Below are 21,742 nucleotides of genomic sequence, written 5' to 3'. Positions count from 1 at the left end.
ACAGGGAAAAGCTGCCGCGCGGGCAGGTGTCCAGAGCCGCTTGCCGGACGTATCGTGGCCAGACGTGTCCTGGGCGAGGTGTCTTGGCCGAAGTGTCTTGACCGGACGCGTCCGGGGCCGGTCAGGCCCGCGCGGCGCGACCGCGGGCGAGCAGCCGCACGGCGGTGACGGGCAGGAGGAGCGTCTTGACCGTCGCGGTCACGGCAAGGACGGCGACGACGGGCAGGATTGCGAGACAGATTCCGCTCACGCGCATCGGACACTCCCTGAAGCTTCTAACTCGGCGGCGCCGCGCCGCCCGGTTGATGACAATCCGCCACTCAATCGCGGCAAGACCAAGGTAAACGGGGCACAGTCACGCATTTCTGCGCTCCGCTCCGTGATGTTTGTTCGGTTCTCGCAGGCCGCTTGGCCGGGCAGCATAGCCGGCATCGGCGCCCGAGCCTTGCTCCGCGTCAATGGATGTCGTCGACGCCGGACCCACTTCGGGCCGCGGCGGCAGCCGGCGAGCGCGGGGATGAGCGTCCTCGAAGGCGCTCATCAGGCGGGCGGCATCGACCTTGGTGTAGATCTGCGTGGTCGAGAGCGAGGCGTGGCCGAGCAATTCCTGGATTGCCCGCAGCTCCCCCTGCCGGGCGAGCAGGTGCGTCGCGAAGGAGTGGCGCAGGGCGTGGGGGGTCGCGCTCTCGGGCAGCCCGAGCGCGCCGCGGAGTGCCGCCACGGCGTACTGCACCACCCGCGGCGAGAGCGGGCCACCCTTCACGCCGACGAAGAGGGGGCCTTCCGGATCGAGGGAATGGGGGCAGAGCGCGAGATAGGCCGCCACCGCCTCGGACACCGCCGGCAGCACCGGCACGGCGCGAACCTTGCCGCCCTTGCCTGTCACCCGAACCTCATCGATGCCCGGCACCGGCGCGTCGCGGGCGGAAAGCCCCAGCGCCTCGGAGATGCGCAGGCCCGAACCGTAGAGCATGGCGATCACCGCCGCGTCGCGGGCGAGCACCCACGGCGCGCGGGCGTCGTCGGGGCGGGTCTCGGGCGCGGTCATCGCCAGGGCGGCGGAGACGGGAAGCGGTCGCGGCAGCCGCCGCTCGACCTTGGGCGAGCGCACCGCGCCGAGCGCCGCCACGCTGCCGTGCCCCTCGCGTTCGAGGAAGCGGGCGAAGGAGCGCAGGCCCGCCAGCATCCGCATCAGGGAGCGTCCGCCGACGCCCTCGGCGCGGCGCGCGGCCATGAAGGCGCGCAGGTCGCGGGGCTTGAGGGCGATCAGGCCGGCAAGGGTCGGCGTGCCGGCGCGGGCGGCGCGGTGGTCGAGGAACTGGCGCAGGTCGCGCTCGTAGGCCTCGACGGTGTTGGCGGCCATCCGCCGCTCCCGCACCAGCGCGTCACGCCAGCCCAGCACCGCCGCGCGCAGGGCGGCATCGCCCGGCGGCAGCAGGGCGTCGGGATCGACGGCTCGGGGGGACGCGGCGCGCATCATCGCCGACGAGCAAAGATCCCTTAAGGTTGACGAAGGGTTAAGCGGAAAGGCCCTTTCCGCGCGGCCGCCCTCGCGCCAGATGAGCGCCGATCCGCTCAAGGGAGAGAGGGCCGATGGCCAAGCCCGTCCACACCATGATCCGCGTTCGCGACGAGGCGCGCTCGCGCGACTACTACGCCCGCGCCTTCGGCCTGGAACCGGCCGACCGCTTCGACTTCCCGGACTTCACGCTGCTCTACCTGCGCGACCCGTCCTCGCCGTTCGAACTCGAACTGACGGTCAACAAGGACCGCGCGGAGCCCTACAATCTCGGCGACGGCTACGGCCACCTCGCCTTCGTGGTGGAGGATGCGGCGGCCGAGCATGCCCGCTTCGAGCGCGAGGGGCTTCCGGTCACGCCGGTCAAAACCCTCAAGCACGGCGACACCGCGCTCGCGACCTTCTTCTTCGCCACCGATCCGGACGGCTACAAGATCGAGGTGATCCAGAAGGGCGGCCGCTTCGCCTGAGTTTCTTGCCGGACGCTACGGTGCCTTCTCCAGGCGCTCGAAGGCAGCCAGCGCCTTCTCGCATCCTTGCGCGGAAGGCGCCGGCAGGCTCGTCTCCAAACGCATCGCGTCGTCGAGCGCCAGCACGTAGCGCTCCTCGGTCAGCGCCCGGCCGACCGCCGCCAGCATGCGCGCGCGACCGGCCCGAAGCACCGCCTCGACCCGCTCGCGCGTCGCGCCGCAGGCCAGCGCCCGGCCCAGGATCTTACCCTGGCGCTCGCCCTCAAGCTGGGGGATGACCAGCGGCCGGGCAGCACCCGTGTCGGGTGGCGTCTGCGCGCGGGCCGCTCCGGCGGCGAGGAGAACGAGCGCGAGCCCGGAGAGGCGGCAGGCCGTTGAACGCATCGAACCGTTTTCTTCCTGTCTCTTACGGTTTGCGGCTGATTGGTTCGGTACAATCCCACCACCGTCTCGGGGTCGTTGACAAGCGAACCCGGAATGAAGGGGGAGGCAGGACCGAAAGAACCACTCGAGAATGGTATCGGAATCGCACGGGCATCGCGGGCCGCGTGCGTTCCCTCACGCTCTCCGAAACGAAACTCCGCCACGGTCAAGCCGGAAACGATAGGGGGCGGCAATGAGTCCTTCCGGCAATGCGACGACGGCAGATCACCCCGCGATCGAGCGGGGCAGCGGACATGTCCGTTCCCGCATCCCCCTGAGCCTCAAGCTCGCCTACTCGGCCTTCATGGCGGTGCTGGTCCCGGTTTACCTCACCCATTACGGGCCCACGAACTTCCTCTATTTCTGCGACATCGCCCTGATCCTGACCCTCGTCGGCATCTGGGCCGAGAGCGCGCTGCTCGTCTCCGTCTGCGCCGTCGGCCTCCTCGCGCCGCAAACGCTCTGGGTCGTCGATTTTGTGGCCGAGGCTGCGGGCATCCCGCTGACCGGCATGACCGCCTACATGTTCAACCGCGAGACCTCGGCGTTCCTGCGGGGGCTGTCGTTGTTCCACGGCTGGCTGCCGTTCCTGCTCGTCTTCCTCGTCTGGCGGCTCGGCTACGAGCGCCGCGCCTGGACCGCGTGGTCGGCGCTGGCGGTCGTCGTCCTGTTCGTCTGCTTCTTCCTCATGCCGCAGCCGCGGCCCGATCCGGGGCTGACGCCGGTCAACATCAACTATGTCTGGGGGATGAGCGATCATGCCGCCCAGACGATGGTGCCGGCCTGGGCGTGGTTGACCGCTCTGGTGATCGGGCTGCCGCTGCTGATCTGGTGGCCGACCCACCGGCTGCTGATCCGGCTGGTGCCCGGCGTTCCCGCCTCGTCCTCGATCACGTCCCCCGCGGCTTCGCCCGCCGGGTCGGCGCTTCGCTGAGCGGATCCTCCGGCCAGGGGTGACGCGGGTAGCGCCCCCGCATCTCCGATCTTACGGCGCTCCAAGACCCGCGCCAGAATCCCGGCAGGTCGCGGGTGATCTGGATCGGGCGGTGGGCCGGCGAGAGCAGGTGGAGCACCAGCGGCACACGGCCTCCACCGAGCGTCGGGTGCCGGTCGAGGCCGAACAGCTCCTGCACCCGCACCGCCAAGACCGGTTCGGGGCCCGACTCGTAATCGACCGGGATGCGCGAGCCGGTCGGCACCTCGATATGGCTCGGCGCTTCCGCCTCCAGGCGCGCCCGCAGCGTCCAGGGCAGGCGGTTCTGCAGGGCCTGGGCGAGATCGTCGGCGGTGATCGCGCCAAGCGAGGCGCGGCCGACGATGGACGGCGCCAGCCATTCCTCGACATTTTCGGCCAGGGCCGCGTCGGAAAGGTCCGGCCATTCCCCGCCCTCCGTTCCCCCCTGCGCCGCGTGGAGGAAGCGGATACGGGCGCGCCACTGCGCCAGGGCGGGCGTCCAGGGCAGGCGGTCGAGGCCGAGCCCGGCAATGCCGCGGGCGAGCACTCTTGCGGAGTCCTCGTCGGCGGGGACGGGGAGGGTGCGTTCGTCCAGCGTCACGGCCCCGAGCCGCCGGCCCTCGCGGGCACGCAAGGCGCGCGCCTCCCTGTCGAAACTGACGCTGCGCGCGAACGCGATCCGGTCGGCGAACAGCGCGTCGATGGCCTCCGACGCGATCGCGGCCGCCGAGAGGATGCGGGCGGAGGCAGCAGTTCCGGTGAGGTCGGCGACGACGATGAAGGGCTCGCGGGCGAGCGGGCTTGCCGGATCGACGAGGCCGGCGCGGCCATTGGCCATCAGGAACGCGCCCTCCCGGCCCCGCGCCCGCGCCACCCGGTCGGGATAGGCGAGCGCCAGCAGGGCGCCGGGCTCGGCGAGCCAGGGATCGCCCCCGGCCTCCGCTCCGCTCGCCGCCTTGGCCGCCTGCCGCGCCCAGCCCTCGGCGAGGCGGCGCATGTCGGCGGCCCGCCCGCCGCGGTCGCGGCGGAAGCGGTCGAGGCGTTCGGACAGATCCACCGCGTCGCCGCCGAGCCCACGCTCGACCAGCACGGCGGCAAGATCGGCCGCCGTGCGGGCCTGACCGGATTCGGCGGCGCGGGCGACCATCCGGGCGAGCCGGGGCGGCAGCGGCAGGCTGCGCAGGGTGTGCCCGGTCGCGGTGAGCCGCCCGTCGGCATCGAGAGCGCCGAGTTCGGTCAGCATCGCCCGCGCCTCGGCGAGCGCCGGCGCCGGGGGCGGATCGAGGAAGGAAAGGGCCGTCGGATCGGTGACGCCCCAGGCGGCGCAGTCGAGGGTGAGGCCGGCAAGGTCGGCGGACACGATCTCGGGCCGGGCGAAGGGTTCGAGCGCGGCGGTCGCCGCCTCCGGCCAGAGCCGCCAGCACAGGCCGGGCTCGGTGCGGCCGGCACGGCCCCGGCGCTGATCGACCGAGGCGCGCGAGGCCCGCGCGGTGACGAGACGGGTCATGCCGTTGCCAGGCTCGTAGAGCGGCACGCGGGCAAGGCCCGAATCGACGACGATGCGCACGCCCTGGATCGTCAGCGAGGTCTCGGCGATCGACGTCGCCAGCACCACCTTGCGCCGCCCCGGCGGTGCGGGCGCCACCGCCCGGTCCTGCTCGCCTTGGCTCAGCGCGCCGTAGAGGGGCGCGAGGTCGGTGTCCTCGGGCAGGCGGTCGGCCAACCGCTCGGCGGTGCGGCGGATCTCCGCCTGCCCCGGCAGGAAGGCCAGGACCGAACCGGGATCGGCCCGCAACGCCCGCAGGATCGCGGCGGCCATGGCGTCCTCGATCCGCTCGTTCGGATCGCGGTCGAGGTGGCGCGTCTCGACCGGATAGGCACGCCCCTCCGATTCTACGACCGGCGCGTCGCCGAGCAGCCCCGCGACGCGGGCGCCATCGAGGGTCGCCGACATGGCGAGAATTCGCAGGTCGTCCCGCAACGCGCCCTGCGCGTCGAGGGCGAAGGCGAGGCCAAGGTCGGCGTCGAGGGAGCGTTCGTGGAACTCGTCGAACAGCACCGCGCCGATGCCGGTCAGTTCCGGATCGTCGAGGATCATGCGGGTGAACACGCCCTCCGTGACGACCTCGATCCGGGTGCGCGCCGAGATCTTGGAGCCGAGCCGGACCCGCAGGCCGACCGTGTCGCCGACCCGCTCGCCGAGAGTGGACGCCATGCGCTCGGCCGCGCCGCGGGCCGCGAGCCGGCGGGGCTCCAGCAGGATGATCTTCCGTCCCCCGAGCCAAGGCTCGTCGAGGAGGGCCAGCGGCACCCGCGTGGTCTTGCCGGCGCCCGGCGGCGCCACGAGCACGGCGGAGGCATGCTCAGATAGGGCCGCGCGCAGGGCGGGCAGGGCGGCTTCGATCGGGAGCGCGGGCGACGACATGATCCGCGAGGTGCCGCGGTTCGCGCGCAGGCGCAACCGCCCCGGCCCCGTCACGACATCAGCGGAACCGCCCACGAAGATTTGTTAACATAGCTTGATTTCCACGCGGAACGGACGAGCGAATTACGACTTGTGGGCTCGGCGTGCGTCTGATGCACGCGACGGAGAGACACGACGATGCGTATCGCCCTGACACTCGCAGCCGGTGTGCTGCTCGGCAGCTTCGGTCTGGGAATCGGGGCCGCGTCGGCCGCCCCCGCGATGCCCGCCCCCGGCGTGATCGCCGGCGACACCATGGAGGTCGTGCGCGACCACGGCCGGCACCACCGGCGCTGGCACCGGTCCCACCGCAGCGTGCTGGGCCACCATCACTCGACCAAGGCCGAGCGCCATCGCCGCCGCATGAACACCTACCGCCACGGCAACCCGAACGCCCGCAATCCGGAGCGGCCCGGCTACCAGCAGCAGCTCGGCAACACCACGGGCGGCCCCCGCTACTGAGCCTTACCCCAGCGGGACGGACCGACAAGCCCGCGCGGCGCTGAGCGAAGCGAAATCCGCATCCCGAAGGGATCCATCGGATTTGTTACGAAAGGGGCCCGTCCGGCGCGATGCCGGGCGGGCCCCTGCCGTTGTCACGGTCCGGCACCACCGCCGCTTGCGACGGCTGGGGAGAGCGTCCACTTGTCCACGGTCTTCACGGGTGGCCGGCGGTGCCCGGCCGGGGCGGGGCTGCTAGCCTCGTTTCCATGCCCAGACCCCAGCGCTCCCAACCCCTCGAACGGCGTGCCCAGGCGGCGGATACCGTGACCTCCTCGCCCCTCGACATCCCCGGCGCCACGCCGATGATGGCGCAGTACATCGAGATCAAGGCCGCCAATCCGGACTGCCTGCTGTTCTACCGGATGGGGGATTTCTACGAGCTGTTCTTCGAGGATGCGGAGATCGCCTCCCGCGCGCTCGGCATCGTCCTGACCAAGCGCGGCAAGCACGGCGGCGCCGACATCCCGATGTGCGGCGTGCCGCTGGAGCGGGCCGACGACTACCTTCACCGGCTGATCGCGCTCGGCCATCGCGTCGCCGTCTGCCAGCAGACCGAGGATGCGGCCGAGGCGAAGAAGCGCGGTCCGAAATCGGTGGTGCGGCGCGAGGTGATCCGCCTCGTCACGCCGGGCACCCTGACCGAGGACCGCCTGCTCGACCCGACGCGGGCCAACCTGCTGCTCGCCATCGGCCGGCGAAAGGTCTCCGACACCCGCGAGGCCTACGGGCTCGCAGCCCTCGACATCTCCACCGGCCGCTTCTCCTTGAGCGAGGTGGAGGGCTCGGAACTCGCCGCCGCGATCGCCCGGCACGAGCCGCGGGAGATCGTGCTCTCGGAAGTCATCCACGCCGACTCCGCGCTGGCCAAGCTGTGGCGCGAGACCAAGGCGGCGGTGGTGCCGCTGGCTCAAGGGGAGCTGGAGCCGGCCTCGGCCGAGCGGCGCATCCGCGAGCAGTTCGGCGTCAAGACCCTCGACGGATTCGGCAATTTCAGCCGGGCAGAGATCGCCGCGGCCGGAGCGGCTTTGCTCTATCTCGAGCGCACGCAGCTCGGCACCCGCGTGCCGCTCTCCGCGCCGAGCCGCGAGGCGAGCGGCGCGACGCTCGCCATCGACGCGGCCACCCGCGCCAACCTTGAACTCACCCGCACGCTCTCGGGCGAGCGCAAGGGCAGCCTGCTCGACGCCATCGATCGCACGGTCTCGGCCGGCGGCGCCCGGCTGCTGGCCGAGCATCTGGCCGGCCCGCTGACGGATCTCACGAAGATCGGCCGGCGGCACGACGCCGTCGCCTTCCTGGCGCAGGACGGGGCGTTGCGCGCGCATCTGCGCGACGCGCTGCACGCGGCCCCCGACATCGCCCGTGCGCTGTCCCGCATCGGCCTGAACCGCGCCGGCCCGCGCGACCTCGCGGCGCTCCGCGACGGACTCATGGCCGCCGCGACGATCAGCGAGCGGCTATCGCGGGAGGACCTGCCGGACGGGCTCGTCCGCCTCGCCCGCCGCCTCGACAAAGCCGACCGGGAACTGGCCGAAGAGCTGGCTCGGGCGCTCGCCGACGACCTGCCGCTCAACCGTCGCGACGGTGGGTTCGTACGCGCGGGCTACCACGCCGAGATCGACGAGGCGCGCGGGCTCGGCCAGGATTCGCGAAAGGTCATCGCCGCGCTCCAGGCGCGCTATGCCGAGGCCACCGGCTGCCGGACGCTGCGGATCAAGCACAACAACGTGCTCGGCTACTACATCGAGGTGCCGCAGGCGGTGGGCGAGGCCTGCCTCAAGGGACTGATGCAGGACTTCGTGCATCGCCAGACCATGGTCGATGCGATGCGCTTCACCAGCGTCGAACTCGGCGAACTCGAATCGAAGATTGCGGGCGCCTCCGACCGGGTGCTGGCGCTCGAATCCGAGGTTTTCGACCGTCTCGCTGCACGGGTAGGGGAGCAGGCGGAGGCAATCGCCGACATCGCCGAGGCTTTGTCCGGCCTCGACGTCGCGGCGAGCCACGCGGAACTCGCGGTCGAACTCGACTGGACCCGGCCGGTCATCGACGACAGCCTCGCCTTCGAGATCCGGGGCGGGCGCCATCCCGTTGTCGAAGCGGCGCTGATGCGGGCCGGCGAGGCCTTCATCGCCAATGCCTGCGACCTCTCCGGCGACGAGGCCGGGCGCATCCGCCTCGTCACCGGCCCGAACATGGGCGGCAAGTCGACTTTCCTGCGCCAGAACGCGCTCATCGCCGTGCTGGCGCAGATGGGCGCCTTCGTGCCGGCGGCCTCGGCCCGGCTCGGCGTGGTCGACCGCCTGTTCTCCCGCGTCGGTGCTGCCGACGACCTCGCGCGGGGCCATTCGACCTTCATGGTCGAAATGGTCGAGACCGCCGCGATCCTCAATCAGGCGACGCGCCGCTCGCTGGTGGTGCTCGACGAGATCGGGCGCGGCACGGCGACCTTCGACGGCCTCTCCATCGCCTGGGCCTGCCTGGAGCACCTGCACGAGAAGAACGGCTGCCGCGCCCTGTTCGCCACCCATTTCCACGAACTGACCGCGCTGAGCCAGCGCCTGCCCCGCCTCGACAACGCCACCCTCAAGGTGGCCGAGGACCGCGGCGACGTGGTGTTCCTGCACGAGGTGGTGCCGGGGGTGGCCGAGCGCTCCTACGGCCTTCAGGTCGCCCGCCTCGCCGGCCTGCCGCCGAGCGTGGTGGCGCGGGCCGGCGCGATCCTGAAAGGGCTTGAAAGCTCCGAGCGCGAGCGCCCCGCCCGCCGCACGATCGAGGATCTGCCGCTGTTTGCAAGCCTCGCCGCTGCCCCACCGCCCCCGCCGGAGCCGGTGAGCCCCGAGCCGGACGACCGCCTCGGCCGGCTGATCGACACCATCGATCCCGACGCACTGACCCCGCGCGAGGCGCTCGACGCGCTCTATCGCCTTAAGAAGGAGCGGGCCGCGGGGTGAAGGCGGCGCGGTTCGAGGCCGCGGGGCGACGCGGCTCACGGGACGGGGAAGGTCTGTTATAGAGCCCTTCGCTAATGACGGCCGGCCCGCTCCGGCCCGACAGGCGTGCCTCCCTCGGTGATTTCGGACTCGCCGGAGACCGGAACATCCGCGCAGGGGGAGGGGCGCCGGGCCGCCCGGAAAACAGATCGATGCTCCGCCTCCTCCTCGCCTTCCTCCTGACGCTCGCCGCCCCCGGCCTTGCCGGGGCGCAGGGTGCCATGACGGCGGCCAAGGCCAAGGATCTCGTCCGCGCCAGCCTCGTGGCCGAGAGCGAGGCGCTGGTGCCCGGCCGCACGGTGACGCTCGGCCTGCACATGGCGATGAAGCCGGGCTGGCATGTCTACTGGCGCAATCCCGGCGATTCCGGCCTGCCGCCGGAGATGGGTTGGCGCCTGCCCGCCGGATACACGGTCGGCCCGGTGCAATGGCCGGTCCCGGAGCGCATCCCGGTCCAGACCCTGATGAATTTCGGCTACGAGGGCGCCGTCACCCTGCTGGTGCCGCTCACCGTGCCCGAAGGCGCGAGGGTCGGCGAGTCCGTGCGGCTCGCCGGCACGCTGTCCTACCTCGTCTGCGAGGAGATCTGCATTCCGGGCTCGTCGGAGCTGAGCCTCGACCTGCCGGTGGCGGCCTCCGCCGAGCCTGCCTCGGGGCAGGCCGCCCTGTTCGCCCGCGCCCGCGCCGCCCTGCCGGAAGCGGCGCCCGGAGCGTTTCGCACCACCCGCGAGGGCGAGCGCCTCGTGCTGCATCTCGACCGGCCGGGCCTCGCGGACGTGAGCGCCGCCGCCTTCTTCCCCTACGCCGAGGGCGCGATCGAGAACGCCGCGCCGCAGGATCTCGCCGTCGATGGCAGCGGCCTGCGCCTGACGCTCACGCCGGGCGAGGCCAAGGAGCCGCCGGAGGCGCTCGCCGGCGTGCTCGCGCTCACCGAGGACGGTGTGCGCAAGGCCTACGCCCTCGGGCTGGAGCCCGCCCCCGCACCGACGACCGCCGCGGCCGTTCCCACCGCGGAGGCGCCGGCCGCCGCGCCGGAGGACGAGAGCCTGACGCTGTGGAGCGCCGCCGGGCTGGCGCTCGTCGGCGGGCTTCTCCTCAACCTGATGCCCTGCGTCTTCCCCGTCCTCTCGATCAAGGTGCTGAGCCTCGTTCGGCAGGCGGGCGAATCCGCCACCCGCGTCCGCCTGCATGGCCTTGCCTACACTCTGGGCGTGCTCGCGAGCTTCCTCGGGCTCGCCGGCCTCCTGATCGCGCTGAAGGCGGGGGGCGCCGGGATCGGCTGGGGCTTCCAGCTCCAATCGCCGGTCGTGGTGGCGCTGCTCGCCTACGGGCTGTTCGCCATGGGTCTCAGCCTGTCGGGCGCGGTGCATCTCGGCGGCGGGATCGTCGGCCTCGGCGACGGGCTGACCCGGCGGGCGGGCTATCAGGGCTCGTTCTTCACCGGCGTGCTGGCAACGCTCGTCGCCACGCCGTGCACCGCGCCGTTCATGGGTGCGGCGGTGGGGTTTGCCCTGACGCAATCGACGCCCGCTGCGCTCACCGTCTTCGCCAGCCTCGGCCTCGGGCTCGCCCTGCCGTTCCTCGGGCTGACGCTGTTCCCGCAGGCGCTGCGGCTGCTGCCGCGGCCGGGCGCCTGGATGGACGTGCTCAAGGGCACGCTCGCCTTTCCCGTCTACGCCACGGTGGCGTGGCTGGTCTGGGTCCTGGCGCAGCAGGTCGGGCCCAACGGGCTCCTCGCCGGGCTGACCGGCCTCGTGCTGGTGGCGCTCGCCGCCTGGGCCTGGGAGCGGGCGCGCGGCGCCGGCCGGATCGGCACCGGCCTCGGCCGGGCCGCCGCCGTCGCGGCCCTCGTCGCAGCGCTCGGCCTCGTCGCCCTCCTCGACGGCGACCGCGCCGACGCGCGGAGCACCGCGTTGGCCCAGGGCGAGGAGGCGTTCACGCAAGCCCGCCTCGACGCGCTGCGGAGCGAGGGCCGCACGGTGTTCGTGGATATGACGGCGGCGTGGTGCATCACCTGCCAGGTCAACGAGCGCACGGTGCTGGCGCGCGACGGCGTGCAGGCGGCGTTCCGGGCCGGCAACGTGGCCTTTCTCAAGGGCGACTGGACCAACCAGAACCCGGAGATCACCCGCCTCCTGGAGCGCTACGGCCGCAGCGGCGTGCCGCTCTACCTCGTCTATCACGGGCAGGGCGAGGCCCAGGTGCTGCCGCAGATCCTGACGGAAGGGATCGTGCTCGCGGCGATCGGGCAGAAGGACGTCGCGGCGGCTCAGTAGGGGGCTCCAAGAGCCCCGTGTGTCCCCTCTCCCTATAGGTGGGGAGAGGGGAACGCGTTCAGCCTGCGAGCTTGGCCGCGATGCCGGCCACGTGGCGGCCCTGGTAGCGGGCGCCGTCGAGTTCGATCGCGGAGGGCTGGCGCGAGCCGTCGCCGTCGGCGATCGTGGTGGCGCCGTAGGGGGAGTTGCCCTTCACCTGCTCGACGCCGTTCTGGCCCGCGAAGCTGTAGGGCAGGCCCACCACCACCATGCCATGGTGGAACATCACCGTGTGAAAGCTCGTCAGCGTGGTCTCCTGGCCGCCATGCTGCGAGGCGGTCGAGGTGAAAGCGGAGCCGACCTTGCCGACCAGCGCGCCCTTGGCCCACAGGCCGCCGGTCTGGTCGATGAACTGCTTCATCTGCGAGGCCATGTTGCCGTAACGGGTCGGCGTGCCGAAGATGATCGCGTCGTAATCGGCCAGTTCCTCGACGGTGGCGATCGGCGCCTCCTGGTCGAGCTTGTAGTGGAACTGTCGGGCCACCTCGTCCGGCACCAGTTCCGGCACGCGCTTGACCGCGACCTCGGCCCCGGCCTCGCGGGCGCCCTCGGCCACGGCCTTGGCCATCTGCTCCACATGGCCCCAGGACGAGTAGTAGAGCACCAGAACCTTCGCCATCGTCGTCTCTCCTGTTCGCGGGCCCTGTGCCTCGCCCGAAACGGGTGTCCGCCCTGGGACGGAGGCGAGGCGCTCCATTCGAGCCCGAGCGTCGAATGCACCACCCATATGAAGGTTCGCCCTGTTTGCAGAAACGCCCTGCCGTGCAAGATCGTCCTTGCGAAGATGCAAGGAGGGCGCGGTGCCGGTGGCCTGGGACGAGTTTCGCCTCGTGCGGGCGATCGCCGATCGGGGCGGGCTGGCGCCGGCCGCGGCGCATCTCGGCATCAATCCCTCCACCGCCTTCCGCCGGCTCGCCGCGGTCGAGACCGAACTCGGCGCGCGCCTGTTCGAACGCCATCGCTCCGGGTACGTGCCGACGCCCGCGGGCGAGGCGATGGCGGCTGCAGCCGCGCGGATGGAGGAGGAGGTCGCCCGGTTCGACCGGGAGGTGGCCGACCGGGCGCAAACGCCCTCGGGCCTCCTGCGGGTCACCGCCGCCGCGACGCTGGTCACCGATCTCCTGATGCCGATGCTCGGCCGCTTCCGGGCGCGCTTCCGACAAGTCCAGATCGAACTCATCACCTCCGAGGAGGCGCTGAACCTGTCCCGCCGCGATGCCGACGTGGCGCTGCGCGCGACCCGCGAGCCGCCGCCCAACCTCGTCGGTCGCCGGCTCGGCACCATCGCCTGGGCGGTCTACGGACCCGCCCAGGGAAAGGCGGACGGCGCCGACGCCGACTGGGTCAGCCCGAGCGAGGCGGTGGCCGGCGGCCAATTCGCCCGCTTCGTCGCCGCCCGCGCCGGGCCGGAGCGCGTAGCGCTTCGTCTCAACAGCGTGCAGGGGCTGTGCGAGGCGATTTGCGAGGGCGTCGGCATCGGCCCGCTGCCCTGCTACCGCGGCGACCGGATTGCCGGCCTGCGCCGCCTCTCGGGACCGGAGCCGGAGTTGGCCGGCACGCTCTGGCTCCTGACCCATCCGGACCTGCGCCACGCGGCGCGGGTGCGCGCCTTCATGGATCACGTCGCCGCCGAGGTCGCCCCCTTGCGGCCGGCCATGGAAGGGCGTGCGGGCGGCCGTTCCGCATGATGAAGCAGACCCGGAACCAGATTGCGCAACGGCCGGTCCCGCCTGTATAAGCGGCGATCCCCTCATTCATCGCGACATGGGATCCTTCGGACCTGACCGGGCCGGAGGCCGCGGGAGAGCCTTTCCGGGCTCCCGCGCCACTCCCCGCCGCGAACCACGAAGAACCGCCTGGAGCTTTGTCCGATGTCCCAAGGTCCGCTGATGCCCAAGGCGACCGCCGTGTGGCTCGTCGAGAACACCTCGCTCGCCTTCGAGCAGATCGCCGACTTCTGCAAGCTGCACCCGCTCGAGGTGAAGGGCATTGCCGACGGCGAGGTCGCGGCCGGCATCAAGGGCCTCGACCCGATCACCACCGGCCAGCTCACCCGTGACGAGATCGAGAAGGCGCAGAAGTCGCCGCATTACCGGCTCAAGGTCGCGGTCTCGAAGGTCAAGCTGCCCGAGGTGAAGCGCACCACCAAGGGCCCGCGCTACACCCCGCTCTCGCGCCGCCAGGACCGGCCGAACGCCATCCTCTGGCTGATCCGCAACCATCCCGAGTTGAAGGACGCGCAGATCATCCGTCTGGTGGGCACCACCAAGGCGACGATCCAGCAGATCCGCGAGCGGACCCACTGGAACTCCGCCTCGCTCCAGCCGATGGACCCGGTGACGCTCGGCCTGTGCTCGCAGATCGACCTCGACTTCGAGGTGCAGCGCGCCGCCAAGGACCGCCCCGCCGTGCTGCCGACCGACGGCGGCGCCAAGCTGCTGCCGACCGAGATCTCGACTGCCCCGGCCGCCGCGGAGCGCGAGGAGGACCGCGAGGAGGAGGATCTGAACGCCGACGCCGTCTTCGCCAAGCTCAAGGGCATGAGCCGCATCGACGAGGACGACGACGAGGATTGATGTCTTTTCCAGGCCGACGCTGCGCAGCCGCCGCTAGAGCATCGTGCTGGATATCGGATCCAGCACGATGCTCTCACCTCTTGCTTTTGCATCGTCTTTTTCCCGAAAGCCGGCGGCCACCTTTCGGGACGATGCTCTAGCGGGTGAGCGGCCGCCCCCTTGAAAGAAACTGCTCGCGCCTACGCGCCAAATGCGAAATAATGCCTCTTTTCCGCTCTCGCGGAGCGGAGGCAGGCGCGAGGACGTGGCATGATCCACGGTGGCGTGACCGAGAGCGGCTCTCCCCCGAACGGCGCGAACCCCGGCGGCTTGGTCGAGGGCGGCGTAACCGACCCTCCTGCGGCTGCGTTCGATGGGCAGGCACCCGTCGCGCCTCTCGGCGAACCGGTGACGCTCGCCGAATCCCTCATGCGGGAAGCCGGCTGGGGGCCGGAGAATTTCGACACGGACGGCTCGAACCCGCCCTACCTGCGCATCGCCGGCAAATTGCGGGTGACCCTGACCGAATTCGAACCCTGCTTCGCCTCGTTCCGGCGGGACCGCGGCCCGTTCCGCTCGAAGGTCGCGATCGTCGATCATCTCGCCAAGTACGACGCGATCATGGTCGATCCCCTCGCCTTCGAGGAATGCTTCGGGCCGGGCGAGGGGACGGAGACGGTGTTCCCGTTCGGCGCGTGGCTGGAGATCCGGCGCGTCGGCTTCGGCGGCCTCGAACTGTGGGGCAAGCGCCAGGGCCCCGTGACGCTGCCGCTCGACGCGCTGGCGGTGGCCTCGGCGATCTGGCTGCGGCGGAAGGATACGGCACCGTTCTCAGGGCCGACATAAGCACCGAAGTCTTCGAGATGTATCGTTTGTAATCCGCCGGGCTCCCCCTCTCCCCGCGAGCGGGGAGGGGGATGCACGCCTGCTCTTCTGGAGACGTTACGCCGAGGCCAGCGGCTTCGACACGTCCTCGAGCGACTTGCCCTCGGCCGCCGTGCCCCAGATCCAGCCGACCACCGCCGCCACCGCCATCAGGGCCGCGCCGATGAAGTAGCCGACCAGCACGAGGTCGCGCGAGCCGGTCTCGACCAGGGCTCCGAACAGCAGCGGGCCGGAGACGCCGCCGATGCCGGTGCCGATGGCGTAGAAGGCGGCGATCGCCAGCGCCCGGATCTCGAGGGGGAAGGTCTCGGCGACCGTCAGATAGGCGGAACTCGCGGCCGCCGAGGCGAAGAAGAACACGCCCATCCAGGCGGCCGTCTGCCCCCAGGGGCCGAGCAGGTCGGCGCGGAAGACGAGGCCGACCACCACCAGCAGCACCGCCGAGATGCCGTAGGTCAGGCCGATCATCGGGCGCCGGCCCACCGTATCGAACAGGCGGCCGAGCAGCAGCGGGCCGAGGAAGGAGCCCAGCGCGAAGGGCAGCAGGTACCAGCCGACATCGCCGCCGGGCACATCGTAGAAGCGCTCCAGCACCAGGGCGTAGGTGAAGAACAGGGCGTTGTAGAAGAAGGCCTGGGCGATCATCAGCGCGAGCCCGACCATGGTCTGGCGGCGGCTCGTGACGAACATCGCCTGCGCCACCTCCGAGAGCGGCGTGTGGCTGCGGACCTTGAGCTTGAGGCGCCGCGACGGGTCGGGCGGGGGTAGGGTGATGCCCTCGTCCGTGAAGCGCTTCTCGATACCCGTCACCACCCGGTCGGCCTCCGCGGCGTAGCCGTGGGTGACGAGCCAGCGCGGGCTCTCGGGGATCCAGGTGCGCAAGAGCAGGATCACGAGGCCGATGCCGCCGCCGACGAAGAAGGCGATGCGCCAGCCCCAGGCCGGGTCGATCCATTCCGGGCGCAGGAGCGCGATCGACAGGAAGGAGCCGAGCGCTGCGCCGATCCAGAACGAGCCGTTGATGACGAGGTCGGTCCAGCCGCGCACGCGGGCCGGGATCAACTCCTGGATGGTCGAGTTGATCGCGGTGTACTCGCCGCCGATGCCCGCCCCCGTGAGGAAGCGGAACAGGCAGAAGCTGTAGATATTCCACGACAGGCCCGTCGCCGCGGTCGCCGCGAGGTAGAGGGCCAGCGTGATGAAGAACAGCTTCTTCCGCCCGATCCGGTCGGTGAGCCAGCCGAAACCGACGGCGCCGACGACGGCACCGATCAGGTAGGAACTCGCCGCCAAGCCGACGTCGAACTCGGTAAACGACATCGGCTCCTTGCGCAGCGCCCCGACGAGGGCGCCCGCCAGGGTCACTTCGAGCCCGTCGAGCACCCAGGTGATGCCGAGCGCGACGATGACGAGGGTGTGGAAGCGGCCGAAGGGCAGGCGGTCGAGCCGGGCGGAGATGTCGGTGTCGATCACCGTGCCGGCCGCGACCCGCTCAGGCGCCACCGCCCCGGCCTGACCTTCCGCTCGGCTCGTCATGGACCCTCCGTTTACCCTGACTCGGCAAAAGTGTTCGCAATTCCGGCCCAGCAAGGGTCTGCAGAGGGCGCGCGACAGCGTTCGGAAACGCTTCAGGTTGCGGAATGGCCCCATTCGCCGGGCCGCCCGCCATGACTTTTTTCGCACACCGTTCCGTCAGAACCCTGCTCCCCCCGATGACGGCCGGACTGGCCGCCATGGGAGCCGTGATCGCGGTCTCCACGCTGGCCAGTGCCAGCGGGGCCGAGCGCTGGGCGCTGCGCCCCAAGGCGCCGCCCGCCGCCTCCGAACCCGCCTCGATCGAGCCCGCCCCCGCCCTGCGCGGGTCGAAGGCGATCCCCGTATCGGATTTGCCCGGAGAGCGCCGCACGGTGCGCATCGTCTACCAGGGCTACCTGCCGGCCGAGTCCCGCTGAAGCCTGGGGTCGAGCGCCTCGCCGAGCCCGTCGCCGAGGCGGTTGAGCGCCACCAGGGTGACGACGAGGAAGCCTGCCGGTGCGGCGAGCATCCACGGCGCGGATTCGAGCGCCCGCGATCCTTCGGCGATCAGCACGCCCCAGGAGGTGTCGGGCTCCTGCACGCCCAGGCCGAGGAACGACAGGAAGCTCTCCAGCAGGATCACCCGCGGCACCAGCAGGGTCGCCGCGGCGATGATCGGGCCGAGGGTGTTGGGCACGACGTGCCGGGCGATGACCGCGCGCATCGAGAGCCCCAGGGCGTAGGCCGCGCGGACGAAGTCGCGGCCCTTCAGGGAGAGCGTCTGCGTGCGGACGATGCGGGCCATGTCGAGCCACTCGACCGCCGCCACCGCCACCAGCACCAGCCACAGCCCGGCGCGGAAGAACACCAGCAGCATGATGACGAAGAACACGAAGGGCAGGGCGTAGAGGATGTCGAGGAGGCGCATCATCAGCGCATCGACCGTACCCCCGGCCATGCCGGAGACCGCGCCGTAGGCGACGCCGATGAGGAGCGCGGCGAGCGCCGCGGTCAGCCCGATCAGCAGCGAGACCTGCCCGGCCGCGAGGCAGCGGGTGAGAAGGTCGCGCCCCAGCCCGTCGGTGCCGAGGAGGAAGTACATCCTTCGGATCGGGGCCTCGGCCACGATCCGGCGGCCGTCGGCGGACCGCTCCAGCACTCTAGCCTCGCCGAACAGGCCGGAGCGGGACAGCAGGCGGAAGGCGCGCGTGTCGATGGGTTTTGGCGCGGTCAGCGTCAGGCGCACCCGATCGCCGTCCTGCGCCACGTCCACCAGCGTCACCCGCATCCGGAAGGCGAGGCGCTGCAGCGCCGGGCGCAGCGCGTCGGGGCGCGGATGGGCAACGAGGCTCGGGGGCACCCGAACGAAGTCCGGATAGATCCGCTCCGGCGGGTGGCCGGTGAGAGACGGGCCGATCAGGCAGGCGAGCACGATCAGCCCGAGGCTCGCCAGCGCCGCGAGCGCCGGCCGGTCACGGGTGAGGCGGCGGCGGGCGAGACCGGCGAGCACGAGGCTCATGCGGTCACCCTCACCCGCGGGTCGAGGGCGGCGGCGATCAGGTCACCGATCAGGTTGAAGACGATCACCAGCACCGCCACCAGGATCACCGTGCCCATCACCAGGGTGTAGTCGCGGTTGAGCGCCCCCTCGACGAAGTAGCGCCCGATGCCGGGCAGGCCGAAGATGGTCTCGACCACCACCGAGCCGGTCATCAGCCCTGCCGCCAGCGGCCCCAGCGTCGCGACCACGGGGAGCAGTGCGCCGCGGAGCGCATGCCGGGCGATGCGGGCGCGCGACAGCCCCATGGCGCGCTGCGTGCGGATATGCGGCTGGATCAGCACCTCAGCCAGCGAGGCGCGGGCGAGCCGGGCGATGCCTGCCGCGTGGGGCAGAGCCAGCGTAAGGACCGGCAGGACGAGGTTTCGCGGCGCGCCGTCGGCCCAACCGCCGACGGGAAGCCAGGCGAGCCCGAGGCCGAACACGATCTGGAACAGGGGGGCGGTGACGAAGCTCGGCACCGCGAGCCCGAGGGAGGCGGCGAGCCCCACCATCCGGTCGGCCGTCCCGCCGCGGTTGAAGGCAGCGAGGCTTCCCAGCCCCAGGCCGATGGCGAGCGCGAGGACGAGCGCGAGGCCGCCGAGCGTCACCGAGACCGGCAGGCCGCGGGCGAACAGGTCGGTGACGGTGAGGTCGCGAAAGGTGAAGGAGGGGCCGAGATCGCCCCGCAGCAGGCTCGTGAGATAGCGTCCGAATTGCACGAAGAGCGGCTGATCGAGGCCGTAGACCCGACGCAGATTCTCCATCGCCGCCGGCGGCAGCGGCCGCTCCAGATCGAACGGGCCGCCCGGCGCCAGCCGGATCAGGAAGAAGCTGCCCGCCACCACGAGGAACAGCGTCGGCAGGCTCTGGGCGATCCGGCGCAGGATCAGCGGGATCATATCAGCGGGATCATGGATCGAGTCGGAGATAGCGGGTGGGGGCGACGTTGCGGATGTTCGGATGCATCCCGTGCAGCCGCGGCGAGACTAGCGCTTTGGAGCGGTAATGCAGCAGCGGCACCCAGGGCAGCTCGTCGAGCACGATTTCTTCCGCCTCGAACAGCATCCGCGCGCGGGCCTCCACGTCGCGTTCCCCCGCGGCTTGGCTCAGCAGGCCGTCGAAGCGCGGATTCGACCAGCGTCCCGCGTTGAAGCCGTCATTGCCGGTGCGGAGCAGGAACAAGAAGTTCTGCGGGTCGGAGTAATCCGCGACCCAGGACATCCGGGCGAGGTCGAAGGCGCCGCCGTCGCGCAGATAGGCGAAGTGGGTCTTGGCGTCGGTGGAGACGAAGCGGGTCTCGACGCCGATGCCGCGCCACGCATCCGCCAGCGCGATCGCGGTGTTGCGGTTGTTGTCGGTGACGTTGAAGCGATACTCGACCCGCAGCGGGTTGCCCGGCCCGTAGCCGGCCTGCGCCAAGAGCCGCAAAGCCTCCTCCTCGCGGTCGATCGGCCCGTCCTCGCGCCCCGGCAGGAGCGGCGGCGGCAGGGCGTTGTCGAGGCCCGGCGGGCAGAAGGAATAGGCCGGGGCCATGGTCTGCCCCCACACGATCTCGGCCAGGAACTCGCGGTCGATGGCGAGCGAGAGGGCGCGGCGCACCCGCGGGTCGTCGAAGGGCTTCTTGCGCAGGTTGAAGGCGATGGCGAGCAGGCCGAGCCCCGGCCCGAGCCGCACCTGCGCGCCGAAGCGCTGTTTCAGCGAGGCGATCTGGTCGGCGGGCAGGTCGGAGAGGGACTCGATCTCGCCGGCCGCATAGCGCCGCACCGCCGCGGCGAGGTCCGGGGTCGGGACGAAATCGACCCGCTCGATCGGGATCGCGGCGGCGTCGCGGTAATGCGGGTTTTTCGTGAGCGTGATGCGGTCGTTCGGCACCCAATCGACCAGGGCATAGGGGCCGTTCGAGACGAGGTTGCCGGGCCGCGCGAAGGCATCGCCCCAGCGCTCCAGGGACGGGCGGTGGACCGGCAGCGAGGTCTGGTGGGTGAGGAGTTCGAGCAGGTAGGGCACCGGCTCGGCGAGCCCGATCTCCAGGGTGCCAGGATCGGAGGCTGCCACGGCCACCGTCTCCGGCGGCTGCGCGCCCGCATTGACGGCAGCCGCGCCGCGGATCGGGAACAGCACCTCGGCGTATTTTGCCGCCGTCTTCGGATCGAGGATGCGGCGCAGCGAGAACAGGAAGTCGTCCGCCGTCACCGCATCGCCGTTCGACCATCGTCCGTCCGGGCGGAGATGGAAGCGGTAGGTGAGGCGGTCGTCGGAGACGGTCCAACGCTCGGCCATGCCGGGGATGATGGCGCCGCGGTTGTCGTAGGTCAGCAGGCCCTCGAAAAGATCGCGCAGGAGATGCGCCTCGGCGACCGTCGAAGTCTTGTGCGGATCGAGCGTTTCCGGGTCGGCGTCGTTGCCGCGGCGGTAGACGGGAGAGTCCGCCCGCGCGGAAGCGGGCAGGGCGAGCCCGGCGGCGAGCGCAACGCCGGTCTGCAGGAGGGTGCGGCGAGGGAGGGTCATCGGGTCACGTTTTGCCACAGCATCCCTTCTCCCCGCTGGCGGGAGCAGGGGACACGCGGCGCGCGCCTTCAAACACTGCCTTCAGACCCTCAAGCCCCCGTATCCCCCTTCAGCCCCGCCGCCTCGATGCCGGCCAGCGCGCAGATCTCGTCGTTGTCGGAGGTGTCGCCGGATACGCCGACCGCGCCGAGCAGGCGGCCGCCAGCGTCGCGGATCAGCACGCCGCCCGGCACCGGCACCAGGGCATCCGGGCCGACGAGGTGGCTCACCGCGGCCACGAAATGCGGCTGCTCCTCGGCGCGCTTGGCGATCGCCCGCGAGCCGAGACCGAGCGCGAGCGCGCCGTTGGCCTTGCCGCGGGCGATCTCGGCCCGGCGCAGCGAGGTGCCGTCCTCGGCGGCGAGGCACTTGAGCGCGCCGCGGGCGTCGTAGACCACCACCGCCAGCGGCTTGAGATTCCGTTCGCGGGCGGTCTTCAGGGCGGTCGCCACGAGGGTCTGGGCGGCGGCGAGGGTCAGGTCGGTCATCCGGATGTCCTCGAAGGATCGTGTCTTCGAGGACATGCACCGGCGGGACCGGTTGTGCCAAGCGCGCCTCAGGCGACCGTCACCTCGGTGCGCACGGAATTGGCGATGAAGCAGGTCTCGTGCGCCTGCGTGTGGAGGGCGGCGAGCCGCTCCGCATCGGGCGCCGGGCCGGTCCACGCGATGCGCGGGTGCAGCACCACCCGCGTCACCGCCTGCCGGCCGGGGGCGATCTCCGCCATTGTGCCCTCGGCATGATCGCGATAGGTGCGGGCAGAGAAGCCGGCGAGCCGGGCGACGTGGAGGAAGCTCAGCATGTGGCAGGAGGAGAGCGCTGCCACCAGCATCTCCTCGGGATCGACCGCGGCCGCCACCGCCCACTTGCCGACGACATGGGGCGAGGCCGAGCCGGCGAGTTCGACGCCGCCGTCGAAGCGCAGGGTATGACCGCGGCTGTAGCGCCCCGCGGAAAAGTCCTCGCCCGCCGCGAGCGCCCAGCGGACATCCGCGGTGTAGGTCGCCATGATGCTTCTCCCTCGCTGCTGCCAGCCTATCCGCGGCGCCATGCCCGG

Annotated in this window: 20 protein-coding genes; 9 read left to right on the top strand and 11 right to left on the bottom strand. The window is 71.5% G+C overall.

The annotated features are described in order from the left end of the window. Nucleotides 1-121: 121 nt before the first annotated feature. Both LPC10_RS25565 and LPC10_RS21890 read right to left on the bottom strand, forming a co-directional pair. The gene (locus tag LPC10_RS25565; protein ID WP_255700725.1) at nt 122-256 is read right to left on the bottom strand and encodes a hypothetical protein; all 135 of its coding nucleotides are present in this window, start codon (nt 254-256) and stop codon (nt 122-124) included. A gap of 99 nt (nt 257-355) precedes the next feature. Further along, on the bottom strand, nt 356-1,480 hold the full coding sequence (locus tag LPC10_RS21890) for a tyrosine recombinase XerC (protein ID WP_231344355.1): 1,125 nt from the start codon (nt 1,478-1,480) through the stop codon (nt 356-358). Between the two features lie 113 nt (nt 1,481-1,593). Here LPC10_RS21890 and LPC10_RS21885 point away from each other — a divergent pair, with 113 nt between their 5' ends. After that, entirely contained in the window at nt 1,594-1,989 is a 396-nt protein-coding gene (locus tag LPC10_RS21885; protein WP_166060771.1) for a VOC family protein, read from the top strand. Nucleotides 1,990-2,004: 15 nt separating this feature from the next. On the opposite strand, the gene LPC10_RS21880 is transcribed toward LPC10_RS21885, so the two are convergent. Beyond that, nucleotides 2,005-2,373: a hypothetical protein gene (locus LPC10_RS21880; RefSeq protein WP_231344354.1), complete on the bottom strand. Its 369-nt coding sequence runs from the start codon at nt 2,371-2,373 to the stop codon at nt 2,005-2,007. 232 nt (nt 2,374-2,605) lie between these two features. On the opposite strand from LPC10_RS21880, the gene LPC10_RS21875 reads away from it, so the two are divergent. Beyond that, entirely contained in the window at nt 2,606-3,346 is a 741-nt protein-coding gene (locus LPC10_RS21875) for a hypothetical protein (RefSeq protein WP_231344353.1), read from the top strand. On the opposite strand, the gene hrpB is transcribed toward LPC10_RS21875, so the two are convergent. Next, nucleotides 3,303-5,792, bottom strand: a complete 2,490-nt coding sequence (gene hrpB / locus LPC10_RS21870) for an ATP-dependent helicase HrpB (RefSeq protein ID WP_231347116.1) — start codon at nt 5,790-5,792, stop codon at nt 3,303-3,305. The two genes, LPC10_RS21875 and hrpB, sit on opposite strands and share 44 nt — an antisense overlap. A gap of 177 nt (nt 5,793-5,969) precedes the next feature. On the opposite strand from hrpB, the gene LPC10_RS21865 reads away from it, so the two are divergent. The 3 genes from LPC10_RS21865 to LPC10_RS21855 all read left to right on the top strand — a co-directional run bounded on the left by LPC10_RS21865 (nt 5,970) and on the right by LPC10_RS21855 (nt 11,604). Further along, nucleotides 5,970-6,293: a hypothetical protein gene (locus tag LPC10_RS21865; protein ID WP_231344352.1), complete on the top strand. Its 324-nt coding sequence runs from the start codon at nt 5,970-5,972 to the stop codon at nt 6,291-6,293. 248 nt (nt 6,294-6,541) lie between these two features. Beyond that, entirely contained in the window at nt 6,542-9,289 is a 2,748-nt protein-coding gene (gene mutS, locus LPC10_RS21860) for a DNA mismatch repair protein MutS (protein WP_231344351.1), read from the top strand. Nucleotides 9,290-9,480: 191 nt separating this feature from the next. Continuing rightward, nucleotides 9,481-11,604: a protein-disulfide reductase DsbD gene (locus tag LPC10_RS21855; protein ID WP_231344350.1), complete on the top strand. Its 2,124-nt coding sequence runs from the start codon at nt 9,481-9,483 to the stop codon at nt 11,602-11,604. A gap of 58 nt (nt 11,605-11,662) precedes the next feature. Here LPC10_RS21855 and wrbA read toward each other — a convergent pair whose 3' ends face one another. Then, nucleotides 11,663-12,262 (bottom strand): NAD(P)H:quinone oxidoreductase, encoded by a 600-nt coding sequence (gene wrbA / locus LPC10_RS21850; RefSeq protein ID WP_231344349.1) that lies wholly within the window; start codon nt 12,260-12,262, stop codon nt 11,663-11,665. 181 nt (nt 12,263-12,443) lie between these two features. Here wrbA and LPC10_RS21845 point away from each other — a divergent pair, with 181 nt between their 5' ends. From LPC10_RS21845 to LPC10_RS21835, 3 genes are all read left to right on the top strand, one after another. Next, entirely contained in the window at nt 12,444-13,331 is an 888-nt protein-coding gene (locus LPC10_RS21845) for a LysR family transcriptional regulator (RefSeq protein WP_231344348.1), read from the top strand. 183 nt (nt 13,332-13,514) lie between these two features. Beyond that, on the top strand, nt 13,515-14,219 hold the full coding sequence (locus LPC10_RS21840) for a DUF1013 domain-containing protein (RefSeq protein ID WP_231344347.1): 705 nt from the start codon (nt 13,515-13,517) through the stop codon (nt 14,217-14,219). Nucleotides 14,220-14,468: 249 nt separating this feature from the next. Beyond that, nucleotides 14,469-15,044: a hypothetical protein gene (locus LPC10_RS21835; RefSeq protein ID WP_231344346.1), complete on the top strand. Its 576-nt coding sequence runs from the start codon at nt 14,469-14,471 to the stop codon at nt 15,042-15,044. Between the two features lie 96 nt (nt 15,045-15,140). Here LPC10_RS21835 and LPC10_RS21830 read toward each other — a convergent pair whose 3' ends face one another. Continuing rightward, nucleotides 15,141-16,619, bottom strand: a complete 1,479-nt coding sequence (locus LPC10_RS21830; protein WP_231344345.1) for an MFS transporter — start codon at nt 16,617-16,619, stop codon at nt 15,141-15,143. A 176-nt stretch (nt 16,620-16,795) separates the two neighbouring features. On the opposite strand from LPC10_RS21830, the gene LPC10_RS21825 reads away from it, so the two are divergent. Continuing rightward, a complete protein-coding gene (locus tag LPC10_RS21825; RefSeq protein WP_231344344.1) occupies nt 16,796-17,035 on the top strand; it encodes a hypothetical protein in 240 nt (79 codons plus the stop codon). Here LPC10_RS21825 and LPC10_RS21820 read toward each other — a convergent pair. From LPC10_RS21820 to LPC10_RS21800, 5 genes are all read right to left on the bottom strand, one after another. Then, on the bottom strand, nt 17,011-18,117 hold the full coding sequence (locus tag LPC10_RS21820; protein WP_231344343.1) for an ABC transporter permease: 1,107 nt from the start codon (nt 18,115-18,117) through the stop codon (nt 17,011-17,013). The two genes, LPC10_RS21825 and LPC10_RS21820, sit on opposite strands and share 25 nt — an antisense overlap. Then, nucleotides 18,114-19,037: an ABC transporter permease gene (locus tag LPC10_RS21815; RefSeq protein ID WP_231344342.1), complete on the bottom strand. Its 924-nt coding sequence runs from the start codon at nt 19,035-19,037 to the stop codon at nt 18,114-18,116. Before LPC10_RS21815 ends, LPC10_RS21820 begins: the two co-directional genes overlap by 4 nt. Nucleotides 19,038-19,047: 10 nt before the next feature. Continuing rightward, on the bottom strand, nt 19,048-20,646 hold the full coding sequence (locus LPC10_RS21810; RefSeq protein ID WP_231344341.1) for a peptide ABC transporter substrate-binding protein: 1,599 nt from the start codon (nt 20,644-20,646) through the stop codon (nt 19,048-19,050). A gap of 89 nt (nt 20,647-20,735) precedes the next feature. After that, nucleotides 20,736-21,173, bottom strand: a complete 438-nt coding sequence (locus LPC10_RS21805) for a heme-binding protein (RefSeq protein ID WP_096487988.1) — start codon at nt 21,171-21,173, stop codon at nt 20,736-20,738. A 68-nt stretch (nt 21,174-21,241) separates the two neighbouring features. Further along, the gene (locus LPC10_RS21800) at nt 21,242-21,694 is read right to left on the bottom strand and encodes an OsmC family protein (RefSeq protein ID WP_231344340.1); all 453 of its coding nucleotides are present in this window, start codon (nt 21,692-21,694) and stop codon (nt 21,242-21,244) included. Nucleotides 21,695-21,742: the final 48 nt, after the last annotated feature.

Origin of the sequence: Methylorubrum sp. B1-46 (assembly GCF_021117295.1) — a bacterium.
GTDB lineage: Bacteria > Pseudomonadota > Alphaproteobacteria > Rhizobiales > Beijerinckiaceae > Methylobacterium.
Note: the sequence above shows the minus strand (reverse complement) of the source record. Positions and strands in the feature narration are given on the sequence as shown.